This is a genomic window from Streptomyces eurythermus, from assembly GCF_014649115.1.
Lineage (GTDB): Bacteria > Actinomycetota > Actinomycetes > Streptomycetales > Streptomycetaceae > Streptomyces > Streptomyces eurythermus.
Window position 1 is genome coordinate 190279 of the sequence record NZ_BMSK01000015.1, and the last position, 21392, is coordinate 211670.

Genomic DNA, 21392 nt, shown 5'->3' on the forward strand with positions numbered 1-21392 from the left:
GTAGGGCTCGTGACGTTCATGGGGGTCGCCCCCTTCGGCGCGGCCGCTCATGCCGGTGTCCTCATGGCCACCCGCAGCGCGGCGATGCCCCGCGAGCCGTACGCCTTCACCGAGCCGAGGGATATGCCGAGCGTCTCGGCGACCTGGGCCTCTGTCATGTCCGCGAAGTACCGCAGCACGAGCACCTCGCGCTGGCGGCGCTGGAGGCCCTTCATCGCCTTGATGAGGTCCCGGCGCTCCAGCTGGTCGTAGGCGCCCTCCTCCGCGCTCGCCATGTCGGGCATCGGCTTGGAGAGCAGCTTCAGGCCGAGGATGCGGCGGCGCAGCGTGGACCGGGAGAGGTTGACGACCGTCTGCCGCAGATAGGCGAGGGTCTTCTCGGGGTCGCGGACGCGTCTGCGGGCCGAGTGGACGCGGATGAACGCCTCCTGGACGACGTCCTCGCAGGAGGCGGTGTCGTCGAGGAGGAGCGCGGCGAGACCCAGCAGGGAGCGGTAGTGCGCCCGGTAGGTCTCGGTGAGGTGGTCGACGGTGGTCCCGGCGGCCTCTGCCGTCGCGGCGCCCGGAGTCTCCTCGGCGCCGTCACGCTGACTGGGTATGCGGGCGGGCCGCGCTGCGGGCATGGGCGCGATCACCGGCATGCCGCCGGACGTGCGGGGCCGGAGCGCCGGACGCGGCCGCAGGGCCGCGCCGCCGGGGGCCACACTGAGTTCGAGTACCTCTGCCACGCCAGTTGGACACGTCTCCCCCCTCGGGGGTTGTACGTGCCGGGCGTCACATGTGCGACAACCGGCCGTGCCTCAAGTGCCGTCATGCGTCCCGCTCTTCCCTTATGTCCCATTTGAACGGGCGTCCCCACGCCCCGATCACGGCGTCCCCACGCCAGGATCATCACGCCCCCAGGCCCCGCAAGGGTGACCGCAAAGACGCTCCCCGCCCTCCGTACGGTTGCGGAAGGCGGGGAGAGAAATCCTCTGCTGCCAAGAGGGACGGTTCAAGGGAATTGGACCATGCTCCCGGCCACACTTCTTACGCGGCTCCTACAAGCCCGTCATACCGGGCAGGCCCGCCCCGGCCGGTTCCCCGCCGGCCGGCCCGGCGAGCAGCTCCGCGATCTGCACACAGTTCAGGGCGGCGCCCTTGCGCAGGTTGTCGCCGCACACGAAGAACTCCAGCGCGGCCGGATCGTCCAGGGCCCGGCGCAGCCGCCCGACCCAGGTCGGATCGGTGCCCACCACGTCGGCCGGGGTGGGGAACTCGCCGGCGGCCGGGTCGTCGCACAGCACCACGCCGGGCGCGGTCGCGAGGATCTCCCGGGCGCCGTCGACCGCGACCTCGCGCTGGAAGCGGGCGTGCACGGTCAGCGAGTGCGTGGTGACCACCGGCACCTGCACGCAGGTCACGGCGACCGGCAGCGCGGCCAGGCCGAGGACCTTGCGGGTCTCCTCGCGCACCGCCAGCTCCCGCGCCGACCAGCCGTCCGCCCGCGGCGGCCCGGCCCACGGCACGACGTTCAGCGCGACCGGCTCCGGGAACGGCCCGGTGGCGTCCCCGACGGCCCGCCTGAGGTCCCCCGGCTGTGTGCCCAGCTCGGTCCCGGCCACCAGGGCCAGCTGGGCCCGCAGGGTGTCCACCCCGGCCCGCCCGGCCCCGCTCGCCGCCTCGTACGACGACACCACCAGCTCGCGCAGGCCGTACTCGGCGTGCAGCGCGCCCAGGGCGACGATCATCGTCAGGGTGGCGCTGCCGGGGCTCGCGACGATCCCGCGCGGGCGGGAGCGCAGCGCGTGCGGATTGACCTCGGGCACCACGAGCGGCACGTCCGCCTCGGCCCGGAAGGCACCGGTGCCGTCGACGACGACCGCGCCGCGCGCGGCGGCGACCGGCGCCCAGGCGGCGGCGACCTCCCCGGGCACGCCGAACAGCGCGATGTCGACCCCGTCGAAGGCGTCCTCCGACAGGGCCGTCACCTCGACCTGAGCCCCGCGCACGGTCAGCTTGCGGCCGGCCGAGCGCGCGGAGGCGATCAGCCGGATCTCGCCCCAGATGTCCGCGCGCTCGGACAGGATCCGGAGCATGACCGTGCCGACGGCCCCGGTCGCTCCCACGACCGCGAGCGTCGGCCTGCCGGTCATCGGGCCGGACCCCGGCTCATCGGGCCGTGCTCCGGCTCATCGGCCGGTGCCTCCGTAGACGACGGCCTCGTCGGAGTCGGAGTCGAGCCCGAAGGCGGTGTGCACGGCGCGTACGGCCTCGGGCACGTCGTCGGCGCGCGTGACGACCGAGATGCGGATCTCGGAGGTCGAGATCAGCTCGATGTTCACGCCCGCGTCGCTCAGCGCCTCGAAGAACGCGGCGGTGACGCCCGGGTTGGTCTTCATACCGGCGCCGACCAGGGAGATCTTGCCGATCTGGTCGTCGTAGCGCAGCGAGTCGAAGCCGATGCCGGGACGGTTCTTCTCCAGCGCGTCGATGGCCTTGCGGCCCTCGGTCTTCGGCAGGGTGAAGGAGATGTCCGTCAGCCCGGTGGAGGCGGCGGACACGTTCTGCACGACCATGTCGATGTTGACCTCGGCATCGGCGATGGTCCGGAAGATCGCGGCGGCCTCACCCGGCTTGTCCGGCACACCGACGACCGTGATCTTGGCCTCGGAGGTGTCGTGCGCGACACCGGAGATGATGGCCTGCTCCACCTTCTTGTCCCCAATCGGCTCACTGCTGACCCATGTGCCCTGCAGTCCGCTGAACGAGGACCGGACATGGATCGGGATGTTGTAACGGCGGGCGTACTCCACACAGCGGTGGAGCAGCACCTTGGAACCGGACGAGGCCAGCTCCAGCATGTCCTCGAAGGAGATCCAGTCGATCTTCCGGGCCTTCTTCACCACCCGCGGGTCGGCGGTGAACACGCCGTCGACGTCGGTGTAGATCTCGCAGACCTCGGCGTCCAGCGCGGCGGCGAGCGCCACGGCCGTCGTGTCGGACCCGCCGCGCCCCAGCGTGGTGATGTCCTTCTTGTCCTGGCTGACGCCCTGGAAGCCGGCGACGATCGCGATGTTGCCCTCGTCCAGCGCGGTGCGGATCCGGCCCGGCGTGACGTCGATGATCCGGGCTTTGTTGTGGACCGAGTCGGTGATCACGCCCGCCTGGCTGCCCGTGAACGACTGGGCCTCGTGGCCCAGGTTTTTGATCGCCATCGCCAGCAGGGCCATGGAGATCCGCTCTCCGGCGGTCAGCAGCATGTCGAACTCCCGCCCCGCAGGCATCGGAGACACCTGCTCGGCGAGATCGATCAGCTCGTCCGTCGTGTCGCCCATCGCGGAAACGACGACGACAACCTGGTTGCCGTTCTTCTTCGCTTCCACGATCCGCTTGGCGACGCGCTTGATGCCCTCGGCATCGGCTACGGAGGAGCCTCCGTACTTCTGCACGACAAGGCCCACGTGCGCTCCTCGCTCGGTTCGTTTATGTCGGCTCAGTCTATCGAGCGTCCGAATTCCACCCACCTGCTCCCGCATGGTGAGACATCGTCCGCCCAGGTCCGACCCTGCCCAGCGGGCCGCGCGCCACTCCGAAAGTGCCCCGGCTCACAGCCGGCCGCCCGGACCGCTACTTCGCCGGGCGGATGCCCAGCGGCGCGCCGATCTCCTCGGCCATGACCCGGCCGGCCTCGAACTCCAGCGTCTCGTCGCCGATGTCGGCCTGGTCGGTGTCCAGGCCGTCCAGCTCCTCCAGCGGCTGGTTCAGCCGGACGTGGATGAGGACGGACTGCAGGGCGCGCAGCACCGCCGAGGCCGTCGCCCCCCAGTTGGAGAAGTACGAGAACTGCCACCACCACAGCGCCTCGGTGGCGCGGCCCGCGCGGTAGTGGGCCATGCCGTGCCTGAGGTCGGTGATGATGTCGGCGAGGTCGTCGGAGATCCGGGCCGGCACGGGCGCCTTGCGGGGCTCGTACGGGTCGAAGACCTCCGAGTAGACGTCGACCGGGTCCAGCAGCCGGGCGAAGTTCTCGCGCAGCCCGTCCACGTCCGGCTCGGGGCCCGGGTCGGGCTCGTAGCGCTCGTCGGGGACGAAGTCCTCGTGGGCGCCCAGCCGGCCGCCGGCGAGCAGCAGCTGGGAGACCTCCAGGAGGAGGAAGGGGACCGCCGAGCCCGGCTCGTCGCCCCTGGCCACCTCCGTGACGGCCACCAGGAAGCTCTCCACCTGGTCCGCGATCTGCACCGCGAAGTCGTCCGGGTTCTGCGTCGTGGCATGCAGCGTGGCGTCAGACATCCAGCAATCGTCTCCCCTCGAAGGCGCGGCCGAGGGTCACCTCGTCCGCGTACTCCAGGTCGCCACCCACCGGGAGGCCGCTGGCCAGGCGGGTGACCTTCAGGCCCATGGGCTTGATCATGCGGGCGAGGTACGTGGCCGTCGCCTCGCCTTCCAGATTCGGGTCCGTCGCCAGGATCAGCTCCGTGACCGTCCCATCGGCCAACCGCGCGAGAAGTTCCCGTATACGCAGGTCGTCGGGTCCGACGCCCTCGATGGGGCTGATCGCGCCGCCGAGTACGTGGTAGCGGCCCCGGAACTCGCGGGTGCGCTCGATCGCGACGACGTCCTTGGGCTCCTCCACCACACAGATGACGGCGGGGTCGCGGCGCGGGTCGCGGCAGATGCCGCACAGCTCCTCCTGCGCCACGTTGCCGCAGGTCGCGCAGAAGCGGACCTTCGCCTTGACCTCCATCAGGGCGTGCGCGAGCCGCTTCACGTCGGCCGGCTCCGCCTGGAGGATGTGGAAGGCGATCCGCTGCGCGCTCTTGGGACCGACGCCGGGCAGCCGCCCCAGTTCGTCGATGAGGTCCTGGACCACGCCTTCGTACAACGGACTGCCCTTCCTGGAGACCTTTCGGTACGTACGGTAGTCGGCTTCCTCCTCCGCCCGGAAGGCGGTGGCGGGAAGCGGGTCAGAACGGCAGGCCCGGGATGCCGCTGCCGCCGCCCAGCCCCTGGGCCAGCGGGCCGAGCTTCTGCTGCTGGAGCGTCTGCGCGTTCTGGTTGGCCGCCTGGACGGCCGCCACGATCAGGTCGGCGAGGGTCTCGGTGTCCTCCGGGTCCACCGCCTTCGGATCGATCCTCAGCGCGCGCAGCTCGCCGGCGCCGGTGACGGTGGCCTTCACCAGGCCGCCGCCCGCCTGCCCGTCGACCTCGGTGTTCGCCAGTTCCTCCTGCGCGCGCGCCAGGTCCTGCTGCATCTTCTGGGCCTGCTGGAGCAACTGCTGCATGTTGGGCTGCCCACCGGGGATCACGATCAGCTCCTCGCCGTCTTCCGCGTCGTCGTCTCCGACGTTTTTCTCAGTCGTCAATGAGCCTACGTGGTCCACGCGGTCCCTGCCCTGCCACTCTTTCGGGTGAGAAAGGCCGCTGTCCTATACCTGATCAAGGCCCTCTTCCGGGCGGAAAAACGGGGAAACCTCCCTCTCCGTCATCCGTTGGGCGGTAGGAAGGTGGCCGCGCGTCGGCATGGAATGTCACGCAACGCGACCGGTCGTGATCAGTAGGGAGTGCCGGGTGGGTCAGCCGGAGATGCAGCCCGAGGGTCCGCCTCAGGACGGGCGGGGCGAGGGCGCGGCCGGGCTGCGGCCGGGCGATCTGACCGGGCGGACGTTTCCGCTCGGGGACTGGGGCGAACCGGCCGAGCGGCTGGACGAGCTGTACCGGTGGGTGGAGCGCCGGGGGATGGAGACGGCCGACTGGTATCTGCGGGACCGGCTCTGGAAGCGGCGCGGGGCGCGCGCGCTGCGGATCACGGCGGCGGCCGGGGCGGTGGCCGGGGCGGCGCTGCCGCTGCTGGACCTCACCGGGGTGGCCGCCGGGGTGGCGCCCTGGGGCTGTCTGGCACTGCTGCTCGCGGGCGCCGGCGTCGGCGTCGACCGGTTCTTCGGGTGCACGTCCGGCTGGATGCGGGACGTGGCCACGGCCCAGGCGGTCCAGCGGCGGCTCCAGGTCCTCCAGTTCGACTGGGCGTCGGAGAGCGTGCGGGAGGTGCTGGGCCCGGCGGAGGGCACGGCGAGCGAGGCGGCCGAACGGTGCCTGACGGTGCTGCGGCGCTTCTGCGAGGACATCGCGGAGCTGGTGCGCACGGAGACCACCGACTGGATGGTGCAGTTCCGCACGGGCCCGGCTCCCCTGGGCATCCAGACGGCGTCGGCCACGGTGCCCCGGCAGGAGGCGGGCGCCGCGGGCGGGGCGCGTTTCCCGCTGCCCCCGGCGAACGGAAGCCGCCCGAACATGCCGAGGCAGCGCCCCCCGGAACCCCGCTGACGGTCACTCCTTGCTGTACGTCAGGCTCTCCCCGCCGCTCGCCTTGGTCCGCTCGAGCCTGCCGTCCGGCAGCAGGGTGACCTCGGTGGCCTCGCCCGGGGTGCAGGAGGAGGCCGGTTCCCCGGTGGTGACGGTGGACGGCCCGATCTCCAGCGGCCCGTCCCCGCCGGATGCTCCGGTCAGCTCGGCCTCGAAGACACAGTGGTACGACCCGCCGCCCTCGGTCGGCCCGTCCGCGACCAGGGTCAGCACGGTGTCCCCCACCTCGCCCTGCCGGATGGTCAGTTCGCGGGTGCCCGTGCCGCTCTCGCTGCTGATGGCGGCACGCCAGGTGCCCAGGTAGGCGTCGGGTATCGCCCCGGCGGCCGATGTCTTGGAGGCGGTCGGGGCGGGCGCGGCGGAGGTGGGGGGCGCCGCCGAGCCGTCCGGGGGCGCGGAACGGTGGGCGGGGGCCGTACCGGTCGTGCCGCCGGCCTTCTCGTCGGTGCCGCCGTTCTTCATCAGCGCGTACACCGAGCCGCCCGCGCCGACCGCCACGACCAGCGCGATGACGACGAGCAGCGCGGTGGACCGGCCGCTGCGCCGCTCCGGCTCCTCCGCCGCGCCGGGGTCCGAGGGACCGTACGGCGGTGTGGACCCGGGCCCGCCGGCATACGGGCCGTACGGCTGCCGCACCCCGCCCCAGCCGCCGGTACCGGTGCCGGCCTGCTGCGGATAGCCGTAGCCGGTGGGGTGTGGCTGCGGCTGCTGGTACGACTCCGGTGGCGGGGTGCCGTACGCCGGGCCGAAGCCGTGCGGTGCCGGGGGTGCGGTGGGCGGCGGCGGAACGTGGGGGGGCAGGGCGCCGGGCAGGTGGTCGACGGGCGCGGGGGCTCCGCCGTCGGAGACAGGGGCGTGCTCGGGGGACCCGTTGGCCGCCATGAAGGACACTCCGGCCCCGTGGGACGCGCCGGACCCACGTGGGACACCGGTGCCGTGGGACCCATAGGACCCGTGCGTCCCGGACTGCTGCGAGGCACCGGAGGACCCGTGCGACGCACCGGACCCCTGCGGCACCGCGGACCCGTGGGACGTACCCGGCCCCCCGAGCGCGTCGGCGCCCGCCGGCGTCCCGGCTGCGGTTCCGTTCGCGTGCGCGGCCGTCCCCGCCGTCGGTGCTCCCCCGCCGTCCTCCGGATGCTCCGCCTCCAGCAGCCGTACGGCGTGCCGGCCGAGCTGGGCCACCAGGGCACCGGGCAGCCAGGGATCGCGGGAGCGGCCCCCGGTCACCGTGTCCTCCATCCCGGTGCGCTCCAGGATCTCCGCCGGCGAGGGCCGGCCCGCCGGGTCCTTGCGCAGGCAGTCCCGTACGAGGTCGGCGATCCCCTCGGGCACCCCGGTCAGGTCCGGCTCCTCCTGGGCGATGCGGAACATCAGCGCGTGGACCCCGCTGTCGGCGGTCCCGAAGGGCAGCGAACCGGTGGCCGCGTAGGCGAGCACCGAGCCGAGGCAGAACACGTCGCACGCGGGCGTGATCCGGTCCCCGCGCACCTGCTCGGGCGCCATGAACCCGGGCGAGCCGACCAGCGCCCCGGTGCGGGTCAGCCCCTCCTCGCCCGGCGCCGCCGTCTCCAGCGCCCGCGCGATCCCGAAGTCGATCACGCGCGGCCCGTCGATGGTGACCAGCACGTTGGACGGCTTGAGGTCGCGGTGCACGAGCCCGGCCGCGTGGATGTCCGCCAGCGCCTGCGCGAGACCCGCCGCCAGGATCCGTACCGACCGCTCGGGCAGCGCCCCGTGGTCGTGCCCGACGACCTGTTGCAGGCTCGGCCCGGCCACGTACCCGGTCGCCACCCAGGGCACGGCGGCCTCGGTGTCCGCGTCCAGCACCGGCGCGGTCCAGTACCCGCCGACCCGGCGCGCGGCGTGCACCTCCTGCCGGAACCGCGCCCGGAACTCCTCCCGCTCGGCCAGTTCCGCGCGGACCAGCTTCACGGCGACGGTCCGGCCCCGCTCCGACCGGGCCAGGTACACCTGCCCCATGCCGCCCGCGCCGAGCCGTGCCAGCAGCCGGTACGCCCCGATCGCCGGCGGATCCCCCGGCCCCAGCTTCTCCATCCCCGCGCCGCCTTCCCCCCATAGGTCTGCACCGCCCGACAATAGTGCGCCGGTACGGCACCGGGTCCGGTACGGATTCCACGGTTCCGTAACAGGGCCCGACGGGCACCGGGAACCGGCCACTGCGGGCACCGCCGCAAACGCGCCACCCACCCCCTATGTCCCCGCCCGTCGACAACCTGTCGCGGATTCCCCCCGTCCACGGAACAAGACGCCGATATGCCTTCCGCATCGCGGACATTTACCCTCACCGGCATGACCCCTCAGCCCAGCCCCGAAGCCGGCGCCGCAGTGAAGGCCGCCGACCGCGCGCACGTCTTCCACTCCTGGTCCGCGCAGGACCTCATCGACCCGCTCGCCGTCGCCGGCGCCGAGGGGTCGTACTTCTGGGACTACGACGGCACGCGCTACCTGGACTTCACCAGCGGGCTCGTCTTCACCAACATCGGCTACCAGCACCCCAAGGTCGTCGCGGCGATCCAGGAGCAGGCCGCGAAGCTGACCACCTTCGCGCCCGCGTTCGCCGTCGAGGCCCGCTCGGAGGCGGCCCGGCTGATCGCCGAGCGGACCCCCGGCGACCTGGACAAGATCTTCTTCACCAACGGCGGCGCGGACGCCGTGGAGCACGCGGTGCGCATGGCCCGGCTGCACACCGGCCGCCCGAAGGTCCTCTCGGCGTACCGCTCGTACCACGGCGGCACCCAGCAGGCGGTGAACATCACCGGTGACCCGCGCCGCTGGGCGAACGACAGCGGCTCGAACGGGGTCGCCCGGTTCTGGGCGCCGTTCCTCTACCGCTCCCGCTTCTACTCCGAGACCGAGGAGCAGGAGTGCGCCCGGGCGCTGGAGCACCTGGAGACGACGATCGCCTTCGAGGGCCCGGCGACCATCGCCGCGATCATCCTGGAGAGCATCCCGGGCACCGCCGGGATCATGATGCCGCCGCCCGGCTACCTGGCCGGCGTGCGCGAGCTGTGCGACAAGTACGGGATCGTCTTCATCCTGGACGAGGTCATGGCCGGCTTCGGCCGGACCGGCGAGTGGTTCGCGGCCGACCTGTTCGGTGTCGTCCCCGACCTGATGACCTTCGCCAAGGGGGTGAACTCCGGTTACGTGCCCCTCGGCGGTGTCGCCATCTCGCGGAAGATCGCCGAGACCTTCGGCACGCGCCCCTACCCCGGCGGCCTCACCTACTCCGGCCACCCGCTGGCCTGCGCCGCCGCCGTCGCCACGATCAACGTGATGGCGGAGGAGGGCATCGTGGAGAACGCCAAGCGGCTCGGCGAGAGCGTCGTCGGCCCCGGCCTCGCCGAGCTGGCCGCCCGCCACCCGAGCGTCGGCGAGGTGCGCGGCGTGGGCATGTTCTGGGCGCTGGAGCTGGTGCGCGACCGGGAGACCCGCGAGCCGCTGGTGCCGTACAACGCGTCCGGCGAGGCGAACGCCCCCATGGCCGCCTTCACCGCCGCCGCCAAGCGGCACGGCCTGTGGCCGTTCGTGAACATGAACCGCACCCACATCGCCCCGCCGTGCAACGCGACCGAGGCCGAGCTGAAGGAGGGGCTGGCCGCGCTCGACGCCGCGCTGACCGTCGCCGACGAACACACCGTGTGACCACAACTGCCGCGACACCTGTTCGAACGCGTAAGGTGACGTGCTCGTAAGGAAGAGGGACCCGCGGCGTTCGCGGGTCCGTACGAGCACCGCATCCGGACGTGTGAGGAGAGGCACGGAGCATGCCCGGCAACGGCCCCGTGACGCGCAGCACCCTGCGCCAGCAGATCGCGGACGCGCTCCGTGACGAGGTGCTGGCGGGACGGCTGCGCCCGGGCCGGGCGTTCACCGTCAAGGAGATAGCCGACCAGTACGGCGTCTCCGCCACACCGGTCCGCGAGGCGCTGGTCGACCTGTCCGCGCAGGGCATCCTGGAGGCCGACCAGCACCGCGGCTTCCGGGTGCCCGAGTACTCGGTCGGCGACTACCGGCACATGGTCGAGGCCCGCGGCCTGGTCACCGACGGCATGTTCCGGGCGCTCACCGCCGACCACCCCGCCTTCCGCACCCCGCCGGAGGACCCCCGCACGGGCGCGGCCCTGGCCACCGTGCGACGCCGTGGCGAGGAGGCCCAGCGGGCGGCCACGGCCGGCGACCTGACCGTCCTCATCGGCTACGACCTGCGCTTCTGGCGCGAGTTGAGCGCCCTGTTCGGCAACCCCTACCTCGGGGACTTCCTGCACCGGCTGCGCGTGCAGTCCTGGGTGTGCGCGGTGCAGTACCTGCTGCGCCTGCCGGAGCTGCGCGGCCGGCTCTGGGACCGGCACACCGAACTGGTCGACGCGCTGGCCCGGCGGGAGGCGGAGACGGCCCGCGCGATCGTCGCCGACGCGAGCGCGCACTCGCTGGCGCTGCTGGAACACCTGGCGGGCGGGTAGACGACCGATACGGGCCCCACGGGGGAGCGTCCCCGGGCCGCAGCGACTACCCTTCCCTGACCACCCGCCGCCGCGCGTGACGGCGCGCCCGCCGATGCGAGGAGCCCTCTTTGGCCTGTGACCTGTGGCTGGTACCACTCGTGGACGTGTTGTGCCACACCCCGGACAACCCCTTCGCCGAGGAACTCGCGCAGTACGACAAGGCGCTGGCCGAGGCCGGTCTGCCGCCGGTGCCGGTGTACCAGTACATGCCCGGCCTGTCCGGCGACGTCGCCCCCGTCGCCGGTTTCGACTACGACGCCCTGCACTTCCTGCGCCGGGCCTACCTGCTCCAGGTCTGCGGCCTGCCGGTGACGCCGGTGGACGAACTGGGCGGCGACTACGAGCAGTTGCTGGAGATGTTCGAGTCGACGGCCCAGCAGTCACACCTGGTCTGGCACTACGACCACGCGGGCGCCTACGTCCCCGTGGACTTCCCGCACCCGCTCTCCAACGACGAACTCCTCGCGGGCGGCGGCCCGTTGGGTTCCTCCCAGACCCTGTTGCGGGAACTCCAGTACGTGGCCCCCGTCATCGGCATCGACCCGGCCAACCCCCCGGCCGCACCCGCCCCGCCCCCGGCCCCCACGGAACTGGAGGAACCGGCGGCCCCGCCCCCCTACGACCCCAGCCCCTTCGCCCGCGAACGCCACGTCTGGCTGGGCCTCCACACAGCGGCGACCCGCTCCCTGGCCCAGGGCTCGATGATCGTGTTCAGCTGAGCCGGGCGGAAACAGCGCGGGAAAAGAAAGACACCCTGCCGGCCGGACCGGCAGGGCGTCCCGTGAGGGTGCTCGTTCTACAGGAACGAGTTGATCTCGATCGTCTCGTCGCGGCCCGGGCCCACGCCGATCGCGGAGATCGGGGCGCCGGACATCTCCTCCAGTGCCTTGACGTACGCCTGGGCGTTCTTCGGCAGGTCGGAGAAGGACTTGGCCTTGCTGATGTCCTCGGACCAGCCCGGCAGCATCTCGTAGACGGGCTTCGCGTGGTGGAAGTCGGTCTGGGAGTAGGGCAGCTCCTCGACCCGCTTGCCGTCGATCTCGTAGGCGACGCAGACCGGGATCTGCTCCCAGCCGGTGAGCACGTCCAGCTTGGTGAGGAAGAAGTCGGTCAGGCCGTTGACGCGGGTGGCGTAGCGGGCGATGACCGCGTCGAACCAGCCGCAGCGGCGGTCCCGGCCGGTGGTGACGCCCCGCTCGCCGCCGATGCGGCGCAGCGCCTCGCCGTCCTCGTCGAACAGCTCCGTCGGGAACGGGCCCGCGCCGACACGGGTCGTGTAGGCCTTCAGGATGCCGATCACCCGGCTGATCTTCGTCGGGCCCACGCCCGCGCCCGTGCAGGCGCCGCCCGCGGTCGGGTTCGAGGAGGTGACGAAGGGGTACGTGCCGTGGTCGATGTCCAGCAGCGTGCCCTGGCCGCCCTCGAAGAGCACGACCTTGTCGTCCTCCAGGGCCTGGTTCAGGATCAGCACCGTGTCGGCGACGTACGGCCGGATCTGCTCGGCGTAGCCCAGCAGCTCCTCGACCACCTGGTCCGCGGCGATCGCGCGCCGGTTGTACAGCTTCGTCAGGATCTGGTTCTTGACGTCGAGGGCCGCCTCCACCTTCTGCTGGAGGATCGACTCGTCGTACAGGTCCTGGACCCGGATGCCCACGCGGTTGATCTTGTCGGCGTAGGTCGGGCCGATGCCGCGGCCGGTCGTGCCGATCTTGCGCTTGCCGAGGAAGCGTTCCGTCACCTTGTCGACGGTCACGTTGTACGGCGTGATGATGTGCGCGTTACCGCTGATCAGGAGCTTGGACGTGTCGACGCCACGCTCGTTCAGACCGCTCAGCTCGGAGAGCAGGACCGACGGGTCGACGACGACACCGTTGCCGATGACCGGCGTACAGCCGGGCGACAGGATTCCGGAAGGGAGGAGGTGCAGTGCGTACTTCTGGTCGCCCACGACGACCGTGTGGCCGGCGTTGTTGCCACCCTGGTAACGCACCACGTAATCGACGGAACCACCGAGGAGATCCGTCGCCTTTCCCTTGCCTTCGTCACCCCACTGAGCACCGAGCAGCACAAGTGCGGGCACGCGCGTACACCCCTTCCGGGCGGGGCATGTCCAAGGTCGGGGGCATGGGCGTAACGTTCACCGCCGCGTACCACCGCGACCGTCGTTGGTCGCACAACCGTCGGACCGGATGCCCCGGAATAGACGAAGCCCCTGGCGCAATAGCGCAAGGGGCTCTTGCACAAAGATGCTACCCGAGGAAGCGAGGCAGGACCGAGGTGGCGACTTCCGCGACGTCCGATCAGCTGCTGGTGATCATCGATCCGGCGGCACGGCAGGCGGACGGGGAGTCCGTACGGATCGCGAAAGACGTGCTCAGCGCGGGTGCGCCGGCCAAGCTGTGCCTGCCGGACGGCCCGGAGGAATTCGCCCGCGCCCTGGCCCGCAGAGGGTCGCGGCGGCCGGTCGTGGTGGGGGACGGCCGGGCGCTGACGCGGGCCGTCACCCTGCTGCACCGGCGGGGTGAGCTGGCCGGATGCGCGCTGTCCGTGGTGCCGGTCGGGGACACGGCGCTCGCCGAGTCGCTCGGGGTGCCCGGCGGCGCGGTGGCGGCGGCGCGGGCGGTCCTGGACGGCGTGGAGCGGCGGCTGGACCTGCTGGTCGACGACGGGGACGGCGTGGTGCTGGGCGCGCTGCGCATCCCGCCGGTGCCGGTGCGGGCGGGCGCCGCCTCCCCGGTGCCGCTCTCCTCGGGCCGGCCCTGGTACCGCTCGCTGGTCCGCACCCTCGCCGTCCGCCCGGCCCGGCTGTCCGCCGTGCCCGCCCCGCACGCGGCCCGGCTGCGGGTGGAGGTCGACGGGCGGCCGATGGTCGACACGGACCAGCCGGTGGAGGCGGTGTCGGTGACGCCGGGCGCGGCCGGGATGGCCTCGGTGGAGGTCCGGCCGCTGTCGGTGGGCGCGGAGGCGACCCCGCTGCTGGCCTCCGGGCACACGGTGACCGTCACCGGGGCGGAGTTCCGCTACCGGACGGACTCGGCGGTGTCCGGGCCGGTGCGCCGGCGGACCTGGCGGGTGGTGGAGGGCGCCTGGAGCCTCGTCCTGCCCGCCGGCCGCTGAATCCCCGCGAGGGACGGCGCGCCCGGCTCAGCGCAGCTCCACGCGCAGCCCCCGCAGTCCCCTCATCACGAAGTTCGGGCGGCGTTCCGGCTCCGCCGCGAGGGTGAGCGTGGGCGCCCGCTCCAGCAGGGCCGTCAGGGAGGCGGCCAGCTCGATACGGGCCAGGGGCGCGCCGACGCAGTAGTGGATGCCGGCGCCGAAGGAGATGTGCGGGTTCTCCGCGCGGGCGAGGTCGAGTCGGCCGGGGTCGGCGAAGACGGCCGGGTCGTGGTTGGCGGAGCCGAAGAGCAGGGCGACCTCGGCGCCCCTCGGGATCGTGGTGCCGCCGATCTCGATGTCGTCCAGCACCCAGCGTTCGAAGAGCTGGAGCGGTGTGTCGTAGCGCAGCAGCTCCTCGGTCGCGGACGGCACCAGGGCGTGGTCGGCGCGCAGGGCCGCGAGCTGCCCGGGGTGGCGGAACAGGGCGTACCAGCCGTTCACCGTGGCGTTGACGGTCGCCTCGTGGCCGGCGTTGAGGAGCAGCACCACCGTGGAGACCAGTTCCTGCCCGGTGAGGCGGTCGCCCTCGTCGTGGGCCGCGATCAGGGCGGAGACCAGGTCCTCGCCGGGCTCGGCGCGGCGGGCCGCGATCAGCTCCCGCAGGTAGCCGGAGAACTCCACCGACGCCCGCACCGCCCGGGCCGCCGTCTCCTCGGACGGGTTCAGCTCGTACATCCCGCAGATGTCCGCCGACCAGGGCCGCAGCAGTGGCCGGTCCGCCTCGGGGATGCCGAGCAGTTCGGCGATCACCGCGACCGGCAGCGGTTCGGCCAGGTCCGTCAGCAGATCGCCGCCGCCGTTGCCGACCAGGGTGTCCACCAGCTCCTCGGCCAGCCCCCGCACATACGGCACCAGCCGCTCCACCGTGCGCGGGGTGAACGCCTTCGCCACCAGGCGCCGGATCCGGGTGTGGTCCGGCGGCTCCAGGTCCAGCATTCCGTGGTCGTTGAGGGTGTGGAAGGGCTCGTGCTCGGGCGGCGGCGGGGTACGGCCGAACTCCTCGTGCGTGAACCGGTGCAGATAGGTGCGGCCGAGCCGGCGGTCCCGCAGCAGCGCCGAGACGTCCGCGTGGTGCGGCACCAGCCACTGGTCGCTCGGTTCGTACCGGATCACCCGGCCGCGGGCGCGCAGCTCGGCGTAGGCCGGGTAGGGGTCGGCGACGAACGCCGGGTCCCAGGGGTCGAAGGCGTGGTCCGCAGCAGCTGCCATGGACGGACGCTAGCCCGGCCCGCCCCGCGTGGCCAGCCTCCGCCCCGGCCCGCCGTCAGCGGGCGCCGGGGCGGACCACTCCGGACTCGTAGGCGTAGACCGCGGCCTGGGTGCGGTCGCGCAGGCCCAGCTTCACCAGGATCCGGCCCACATGCGTCTTCACGGTCTGCTCGGCCACGACCAGCCGCTCGGCGATCTCCGCGTTCGACAGGCCCTGCGCGATCAGCGCCAGCACCTCCGTCTCCCGCTCGGTCAGCTCGCCGACGCGCCGTCTGAGCGGGGCCCGGCCGCCACCGTCCAGGCGGGAGAACTCCGCGATGAGCCGCCGGGTGATGCCGGGGGCCAGCAGGGCGTCACCCGCGGCCACGACCCGGACCGCCTCGGCCAGCTGGTCCGCGGAGGCGTCCTTGAGCAGGAAGCCGGAGGCGCCCGCCCGCAGCGCGTCGTACACGTACTCGTCCAGGTCGAACGTCGTCAGCACCAGCACCCTCACGGCGGGGTGGTCCTCGGTGATGCGGCGGGTCGCCTCGATGCCGCCCAGCTCCGGCATCCGGATGTCCATCAGCACCACGTCCGGCGCCAGTTCGGCGGTCCGGGCGATCGCGTCCCGGCCGTCCACCGCCTGCCCGATCACCTCGATGTCGCTCTGGGCGTTGAGCAGCACGGTGAAGCCCTGCCGGACCATCTGCTGGTCGTCGGCGATCAGGACACGGATGCTGCCGGTACCGCTCGTCATGGGGTCTGTTCTCCTGTCGGGCGCTGGTCGGGTGGGTCCGGGACGTCCCCGGGGAGGAAGGCCGTGACGCTGAAGCCGCCGCCCTCGGTGCCGCCCGCCACGAGACGGCCGCCGAGCATGGCCACGCGCTCGCGCATGCCGAGCAGGCCGTGCCCGGCGCCCGGGGACGGCGGTACGGGGTGCCGGGGCGGGGAGTTGTCCACCCTCAGCCGCAGACCGTCCGGGAGATGCCCGACCTCGACCCGCACCCGGGATCCGGGCGCGTGCCGCAGGGCGTTGCTCAGCGCCTCCTGCACGATCCGGTACGCCGACAGCTCCACGCCCGGTGCGTAGGGCCGTGTCCCGCCCGTGACCTCGGCGGTCACGTCCAGTCCCGCCGCGCGGGTGTTCTCGATCAGCGCGCCGAGCCGGTCCAGCGTGGGCTGGGGGGCGTCCGGGGCCGCTCCGGTGCCGGGGGCGCCCAGGCCGTAGGGGTCCTCGGGGTTCTCCGGGTGCTCGGACCGCAGCACCCCGAGGACCCGGCGCAGCTCGGTCAGCGCCTCCAGCGCGTTGGCGCGGATGCCGGAGAGGTTCTCCAGCAGCTCCGGGGAGGGGTTCTCCACCAGGTGCGGGGCGACCTGGGCCTGGATGGAGATCACCGACATGTGGTGGGCGACCACGTCGTGCAGCTCCCGGGCGATCCGGCTGCGCTCCTCCAGCAGGGTGCGGCGGGCCCGCTCCTCCACGGTGATCGTCGTCTGCTGCACCAGCTCGCTACGGGCCTGCTGGCGGCTGCGCAGGGCGCCGCCGGTGACCGCCATGACGGCGCACAGGGCCACCGCCAGCGTGCCGGTGCCGGAGTAGCGGCCCGCCCCCATCAGAGCCTGTAGGACCCAGGTCACCGCGGTGGTCACGGTGGCCGCGGCCACCACGCCGGCCGGCCGGACGCGCAGGGCGAGCAGCAGGAAGACCGCTATGTGCGCGATCAGCGTGGGCGTGGTCCAGGGCCAGTTGGGGCCGGGGCCGTCGGGCGGGAGGGCGGCCAGGTGGGGGCGGGCCAGCAGGGCGGTGACGGTGGCGGCGGCGAGGGACAGCGCCCAGGCGGGGACGGGGCGCCAGCCGGCCAGGAGGAGGGCGACGGCCTGGAGGGCGGTGGTGGCGAGGGCGACGGGGAAGGCGATGCCGTAGGACTCGGAGACCTCGGCGCCGCCGCCCACCGCGATGGTCAGCGCGATCCAGCCGAGCAGGAAGTAGGTGAGCAGTCGGGCCCAGCGGTAGCGGGAGTACGGGGGCGAGTGGCGGGTGGGGGCCTCGCCCAGCCAGACCCGCAGGCGGGCGCTGGTGCGGGGCGGGGTACGAGGGCCCTCGGCGGGGGTGGTGGTCGGGTCCTCGGGCTGCACGGGGACAACCTTAGGCATGGTGCGGGGACTTCCTCGGCGGCAGATGGCGGCGGACCACCCGGGACGAACCGCGGCGCGTGCGGCGCGGACCCCGCTCGCGGTGGCGGAAGGCCGCCAGGCACAGGGCCAGCGCCACGGCGAACACGGGCAGCCAGGCCAGCCGGTACGCCACCCAGAGCAGGGAGTCGGGCGTGGTGTGCAGACCGGGCAGACGGCCGGCCACGAGCCCGGTGGCGGTGGTGGCCATCATCGCCGTCTGGTGCCACAGGAAGACCGTCATCGCCGAGAGGTTGACCAGGGCCACCGCCGCCCAGACCAGGGGGCGGGCCGCGGCCCGGCGCAGCCGGTCGCGCAGCGACAGCGCCAGACCGCACTGGGCCAGGCCGAATGTGACGGCCGCCAGGGTCGGCGGATTGAGGTTGGAGACCGCGGCGCCGGGGACGCCGACCATGGACGCCGGGTAGCCCGCGCAGCCGACGAGGAGCGCCGTGGCCGCCGTACCGCCGAGCAGCAGGACCCGGGCCGAACGGCGGCCCCGCAGCTCGCCCCGGGCCCAGGCCGCGCCCAGGGTGTAGGGCACCAGCCAGCCGGCGGCCAGGTTGGTCCAGCCGAGCCAGGACGGGCCGATGTGCAGACCGAAGCGGAGCAGGTCCACGTGCAGGACGACGGCGAGCGGCCAGAGGGGGTTGAGCCGGGCGACGAGCGGGGTGGCGGCCGTCAGCGCGGCGAACACCAGCAGGAACCACAGCGGGGACAGCGCGAGTTTCACCAGGCTGTGGACAGTGGCCAGGGGCGTGCCGCCCAGCAGCAGGGCGGCGGCGGTCACCGTCCACAGAGCCGACAGGGCGGTGACCGGGCGGAGCAGCCGGGCCATGCGGGCGCGCAGCCAGTGACCGTAGGAGTCGCCCCGGGCCTGGGCCGTGGCCAGGCTGCGGGTCGCCGCATGGCCGCCGACCAGGAAGAACACGGCCAGGGTCTGGAACAGCCAGGAGACCGGGGCCAGCCAGGGCTGGTGGCCCAGCGGGCTCTCGGTGTGCAGGGCGCCGTCCTGTGCGACCAGGGCGGTCACCAGCCAGTGGCCGAGGACGACACCGAGTATCGCGAGGGCCCGCAGCGCGTCGACCGCGCGGTCCCGGGAGGCGGGGGTGGCGGCGTCCAGACGCCGGGCGCCCAGGCGGAGGGTGTGCGGACGGAAGGCGTCCAGGGCGCGGGTGCGTCGGCGGAGGACGTCCAAGGGGCGGCGCGGGGCGTGGGCCCGGGGGGTCTGCTCAGGCACGGGTCACCTCCGAGGTCTCGCCGAGGGTGATCCGGGCCAGGTTGGCGAGAGAGGCCGAGCCCGGGGTGAAGTAGCCGCTGTGGCCGGCGCCGGCCGCGTCGAAGACCCGGGCGCCGAAGGCGGCGGAGACGGGGTCGGTGCCGAAGCCGACGGTGGTGCCGGTGCCGAACAGGCCGGCCCGGAGGTGCGGGACGTGCGCCACCCAGTCGGCGGTGCCGCGGGCCGCCCAGACGCGGGCGCGGGTGTGCAGGGCGGTGGCCGAGTCGGCGCCGGTGCCGGGGCTGCCGATCAGGGCGATGTCGTCCGCGGCGAGGCCGGGGGCGGCCCGGCCGCAGACCACGGAACCGTAGGAGTGGCACAGGAGGGTGAGGTGGGCCCCGGCGGGTGCCGTGGTGCGCAGGTCGCGGAGGAAGGCGCGGAGGCGTGGGGCGGCCTCGTCGGCGCGGGTCGTCGTGGTGACGGTGGTGCTGACCGTGGCCGGGGTCTCGTAGCCGAGCCAGGCTATGACGGCGACGGTGTTTCCGGGCGTCCGGCGTTCGGCGGGGTGGTGGGTGAGGGCCGTGTACAGGGACGCGGCGGCTCGGTGGAAGCGGGGGTAGGTGTCGAGGGTGGTGTCCGAGCCGGGGACCAGTACGGCGATGTGCCGGGCGTGGGCCAAGTCGCCCATGACCTCCGTGGCTTGGCCGCTTCCCCGGCCGTCGAAGGCGAGGAGGTGGCGGGAGGGGGCGGCGAGGGCGCGGTCGGCCTCGGCGCGGTGGGTGTCGCCGTGGGCGGCGGCCATGCGGGCGGCTTCGGTGGCGTTCTCCCGGTTCGCTTCGTAGGCGGACGGGAGGGTCGCGGGGGTGAGGGGGGCGGTGAGGGTCGCGGGGGGCGGGGCGGGGATGGTGGGGCGGGCCGCGCCTGCGAGGGGGAGGACTATGGCGGCGGTCAGGAGGGTGGGGAGCAGGAGGCGAAGGAGGGTGCGGCGGAAGGGGTGGGGGTTGCGGTGCGTGTTCCCGTGCGGGTGCGTTGTGGGGGTGTTTCCCACCCGCACCACCCGTGCGGGTTTCGTCGTCGGGTGCGGGTGGCCCCCGTGGGGAGCGTTCACCGTCGGCGACTGCGGGTGCGTCGCGGGAGAGGTTTCCACCCGCACCACCCGCGCGGCAATCGTCGTCGGGTGCGGGCGGCCCCCGTGGGAGGCGTTCGCCGTCGGCGACCGCGGGAACGCCGTGGGATTGCTTTCCGGTCGGGCCACCCGTGCGGCAATCGTCGTCGGGTGCGGGTCGCCCCCGTGACCAACGTCCGCCATCGGCGACCGCGGGAGCGCCCTCGGATTGCCTTCCGGTCGTGCCACCCCTGCGGGAACCGCCACCGGATGCAGAACGCCCCCGTAGGCCCCCACCACCACCGGCGCCTGCGGCAACCTCGCGGGCTTGCCCTCCGCCCGCACCAACCCTGCGGCAATCCTCACCAAGCGCGGAACGCCTCTGGGCGGCCCCACCACCGGCGCCTGCGGCGACGTCACGGGCTTACCCTCCGCTCGCGCCTGGCGGGCGGGGATCCGTGACAGGCGCGGAACACCCCCGTCGGGCCCTGTCGGCGTCGGCTGCTGCTGAGGTGTCGTGGGTCGCGGGCCGGTCCCCATGGTGGCTTCCTTTCCGGTCGCCCGGCCATCGGGCTTGACTGGGAAGGAAATTACGGATCGGGGGGTGTCGCCGGCGTCCCGCCAGGGAGCTGTCGTGGCGCGTAGCTCTCAGGTACTACGGGTATCACCAGGCCAGTTGGGCGATCTCCTCCGCCACCACCGCGCAGGCGTCCGCCGCCGGGTCGATCAGCGGAAAGTGGCCCACGTCCTCCAGCAGCGTCAGCCCGACCATCTCCCCCGCCTTCGCCGCCGCCTCCGCGTACGACTCGGCCACCTGATGCGGCACCACGACATCGGCCCGGCCCTGCACCAGCGTCGTGGCGATGCCCGTCGGCAGCAGCCGCGCCGGATCCGCGTACCGGCTGCGCTCGGCGAACACCGCCTGGCCGCCCAGGAGTTGCCGCGTCGCGTGGTCGCACACCTCCAGCTTCTCCGCCACCTCGAAGTCCGCGATCGGCGCCAGCGCGACGACCCCGCGCAGCGGCGCCGGACCGTCGGTACGCCAGGGCGCGTCCGCCGGGAGCACATGCCGGGCCGCCGCCCACAGCGCCAGGTGGCCGCCCGCCGAGTGCCCGGTCAGCACCGTACGGCCGGCGTCCGCCTGCGGAACCACCTCGCCGGCCAGCGCGGGCAGGGCGTCCAGGGCCGCCGCGACATCGTCGAACGTGTCGGGCCAGCGCCCGGCGGGGGGCACACTCCCCTCACCACCGGCACCGCCGGCACCCCCCTCACCACCGGCACCGCCCCCGCCTTCCTCGCCGCCCCTCCGGTACTCCACGTTGGCCACCACGAACCCGCTGCGGGCCAAGTAGGCCGCGAACGGAGTGACATGGCGGCGGTCGTAGCGCGCTCGCCAGGCGCCGCCGTGCAGGACGACGACCAGCGGGGCGAGGGCAGTGGGGGCGCCGGCCTCCCGGCCGGGACGGGGGACGTAGAAGTCGATCACCTGGTCGGGGTGGTCGCCGTACGCGGCGGTGATGTCGGGGTCGACCGGCGGGTGCGAGAAGGCCGACTCCTCTTCGGCGGCGGCGCGGGCTGCTGCGGCGTCGTCCGGCATGCTCCAACCTCTCAGCTACGAAAACGGGGGTGGCGGACCAGGTGGGAAACGGCCGTTGGCCGGGACGGTACCAGGCCGGTGACG

19 protein-coding genes are annotated in these 21392 nt (G+C 73.4%); 5 read left to right on the top strand and 14 right to left on the bottom strand.

The genetic code is table 11. The features are described 5' to 3' along the window. Positions 1–47: 47 nt before the first annotated feature. The 6 genes from IE251_RS27610 to IE251_RS27635 all read right to left on the bottom strand — a co-directional run bounded on the left by IE251_RS27610 (position 48) and on the right by IE251_RS27635 (position 5288). Positions 48–728, bottom strand: a complete 681-nt coding sequence (locus IE251_RS27610; protein WP_189755703.1) for a SigE family RNA polymerase sigma factor — start codon at positions 726–728, stop codon at positions 48–50. Positions 729–1040: 312 nt separating this feature from the next. Beyond that, complete coding sequence (locus IE251_RS27615) at positions 1041–2135, bottom strand: aspartate-semialdehyde dehydrogenase (protein ID WP_189755704.1); 1095 nt, start codon at positions 2133–2135, stop codon at positions 1041–1043. A gap of 36 nt (positions 2136–2171) precedes the next feature. Further along, the gene (locus IE251_RS27620) at positions 2172–3443 is read right to left on the bottom strand and encodes an aspartate kinase (RefSeq protein ID WP_189755705.1); all 1272 of its coding nucleotides are present in this window, start codon (positions 3441–3443) and stop codon (positions 2172–2174) included. 166 nt (positions 3444–3609) lie between these two features. After that, entirely contained in the window at positions 3610–4272 is a 663-nt protein-coding gene (locus IE251_RS27625) for a DUF5063 domain-containing protein (protein ID WP_030790918.1), read from the bottom strand. Then, positions 4265–4864, bottom strand: a complete 600-nt coding sequence (gene recR / locus IE251_RS27630; protein WP_030790916.1) for a recombination mediator RecR — start codon at positions 4862–4864, stop codon at positions 4265–4267. Before recR ends, IE251_RS27625 begins: the two co-directional genes overlap by 8 nt. Before the next feature lie 82 nt (positions 4865–4946). Continuing rightward, positions 4947–5288, bottom strand: a complete 342-nt coding sequence (locus IE251_RS27635; RefSeq protein WP_189755765.1) for a YbaB/EbfC family nucleoid-associated protein — start codon at positions 5286–5288, stop codon at positions 4947–4949. 262 nt (positions 5289–5550) lie between these two features. Between IE251_RS27635 and IE251_RS27640 the strand changes: the two genes are divergently transcribed. Next, positions 5551–6303: an SLATT domain-containing protein gene (locus tag IE251_RS27640; protein WP_189755706.1), complete on the top strand. Its 753-nt coding sequence runs from the start codon at positions 5551–5553 to the stop codon at positions 6301–6303. Between the two features lie 3 nt (positions 6304–6306). Here the strand turns inward: IE251_RS27640 and IE251_RS27645 are convergent, their stop codons facing one another. Further along, complete coding sequence (locus tag IE251_RS27645) at positions 6307–8400, bottom strand: serine/threonine-protein kinase (protein ID WP_189755707.1); 2094 nt, start codon at positions 8398–8400, stop codon at positions 6307–6309. A gap of 255 nt (positions 8401–8655) precedes the next feature. Here IE251_RS27645 and IE251_RS27650 point away from each other — a divergent pair, with 255 nt between their 5' ends. The 3 genes from IE251_RS27650 to IE251_RS27660 all read left to right on the top strand — a co-directional run bounded on the left by IE251_RS27650 (position 8656) and on the right by IE251_RS27660 (position 11590). Next, positions 8656–10011 carry an aspartate aminotransferase family protein gene (locus IE251_RS27650; RefSeq protein ID WP_189755708.1) on the top strand — a complete coding sequence of 452 codons (1356 nt, stop codon included), beginning with the start codon at positions 8656–8658 and terminating at the stop codon, positions 10009–10011. A 122-nt stretch (positions 10012–10133) separates the two neighbouring features. Continuing rightward, positions 10134–10829 carry a GntR family transcriptional regulator gene (locus IE251_RS27655; protein ID WP_030790903.1) on the top strand — a complete coding sequence of 232 codons (696 nt, stop codon included), beginning with the start codon at positions 10134–10136 and terminating at the stop codon, positions 10827–10829. A 110-nt stretch (positions 10830–10939) separates the two neighbouring features. Next, the gene (locus IE251_RS27660; RefSeq protein WP_189755709.1) at positions 10940–11590 is read left to right on the top strand and encodes a putative DNA-mimic protein; all 651 of its coding nucleotides are present in this window, start codon (positions 10940–10942) and stop codon (positions 11588–11590) included. Between the two features lie 77 nt (positions 11591–11667). On the opposite strand, the gene IE251_RS27665 is transcribed toward IE251_RS27660, so the two are convergent. Then, on the bottom strand, positions 11668–12951 hold the full coding sequence (locus tag IE251_RS27665; RefSeq protein ID WP_189755710.1) for an adenylosuccinate synthase: 1284 nt from the start codon (positions 12949–12951) through the stop codon (positions 11668–11670). A gap of 197 nt (positions 12952–13148) precedes the next feature. Between IE251_RS27665 and IE251_RS27670 the strand changes: the two genes are divergently transcribed. After that, a complete protein-coding gene (locus IE251_RS27670) occupies positions 13149–13988 on the top strand; it encodes a diacylglycerol kinase family protein (protein WP_189755711.1) in 840 nt (279 codons plus the stop codon). 27 nt (positions 13989–14015) lie between these two features. Here IE251_RS27670 and IE251_RS27675 read toward each other — a convergent pair whose 3' ends face one another. The 6 genes from IE251_RS27675 to IE251_RS27700 all read right to left on the bottom strand — a co-directional run bounded on the left by IE251_RS27675 (position 14016) and on the right by IE251_RS27700 (position 21308). After that, positions 14016–15236, bottom strand: coding sequence for a cytochrome P450 (locus tag IE251_RS27675; protein ID WP_189755712.1), 1221 nt, complete (start codon positions 15234–15236; stop codon positions 14016–14018). A 55-nt stretch (positions 15237–15291) separates the two neighbouring features. Next, complete coding sequence (locus tag IE251_RS27680) at positions 15292–15972, bottom strand: response regulator (RefSeq protein ID WP_189755713.1); 681 nt, start codon at positions 15970–15972, stop codon at positions 15292–15294. Next, positions 15969–17369, bottom strand: coding sequence for a sensor histidine kinase (locus IE251_RS27685; RefSeq protein ID WP_189755714.1), 1401 nt, complete (start codon positions 17367–17369; stop codon positions 15969–15971). Before IE251_RS27685 ends, IE251_RS27680 begins: the two co-directional genes overlap by 4 nt. Beyond that, on the bottom strand, positions 17362–18555 hold the full coding sequence (locus IE251_RS27690; protein ID WP_229896970.1) for an acyltransferase family protein: 1194 nt from the start codon (positions 18553–18555) through the stop codon (positions 17362–17364). Before IE251_RS27690 ends, IE251_RS27685 begins: the two co-directional genes overlap by 8 nt. A gap of 64 nt (positions 18556–18619) precedes the next feature. Continuing rightward, complete coding sequence (locus IE251_RS27695; RefSeq protein WP_373302056.1) at positions 18620–19654, bottom strand: alpha/beta hydrolase; 1035 nt, start codon at positions 19652–19654, stop codon at positions 18620–18622. 721 nt (positions 19655–20375) lie between these two features. Further along, positions 20376–21308 carry an alpha/beta hydrolase gene (locus IE251_RS27700; RefSeq protein ID WP_189755716.1) on the bottom strand — a complete coding sequence of 311 codons (933 nt, stop codon included), beginning with the start codon at positions 21306–21308 and terminating at the stop codon, positions 20376–20378. Positions 21309–21392: the final 84 nt, after the last annotated feature.

Coding starts and splice junctions, on each gene's coding strand:
- IE251_RS27615 (WP_189755704.1), bottom strand. CDS start 2,135: ATGACCGGCAGGCCGACGCTCGCGGTCGTGGGAGCGACCGGGGCCGTC.
- IE251_RS27625 (WP_030790918.1), bottom strand. CDS start 4,272: ATGTCTGACGCCACGCTGCATGCCACGACGCAGAACCCGGACGACTTC.
- IE251_RS27645 (WP_189755707.1), bottom strand. CDS start 8,400: ATGGAGAAGCTGGGGCCGGGGGATCCGCCGGCGATCGGGGCGTACCGG.
- IE251_RS27650 (WP_189755708.1), top strand. CDS start 8,656: ATGACCCCTCAGCCCAGCCCCGAAGCCGGCGCCGCAGTGAAGGCCGCC.
- IE251_RS27655 (WP_030790903.1), top strand. CDS start 10,134: ATGCCCGGCAACGGCCCCGTGACGCGCAGCACCCTGCGCCAGCAGATC.
- IE251_RS27675 (WP_189755712.1), bottom strand. CDS start 15,236: ATGGCAGCTGCTGCGGACCACGCCTTCGACCCCTGGGACCCGGCGTTC.
- IE251_RS27680 (WP_189755713.1), bottom strand. CDS start 15,972: ATGACGAGCGGTACCGGCAGCATCCGTGTCCTGATCGCCGACGACCAG.
- IE251_RS27685 (WP_189755714.1), bottom strand. CDS start 17,369: ATGCCTAAGGTTGTCCCCGTGCAGCCCGAGGACCCGACCACCACCCCC.
- IE251_RS27700 (WP_189755716.1), bottom strand. CDS start 21,308: ATGCCGGACGACGCCGCAGCAGCCCGCGCCGCCGCCGAAGAGGAGTCG.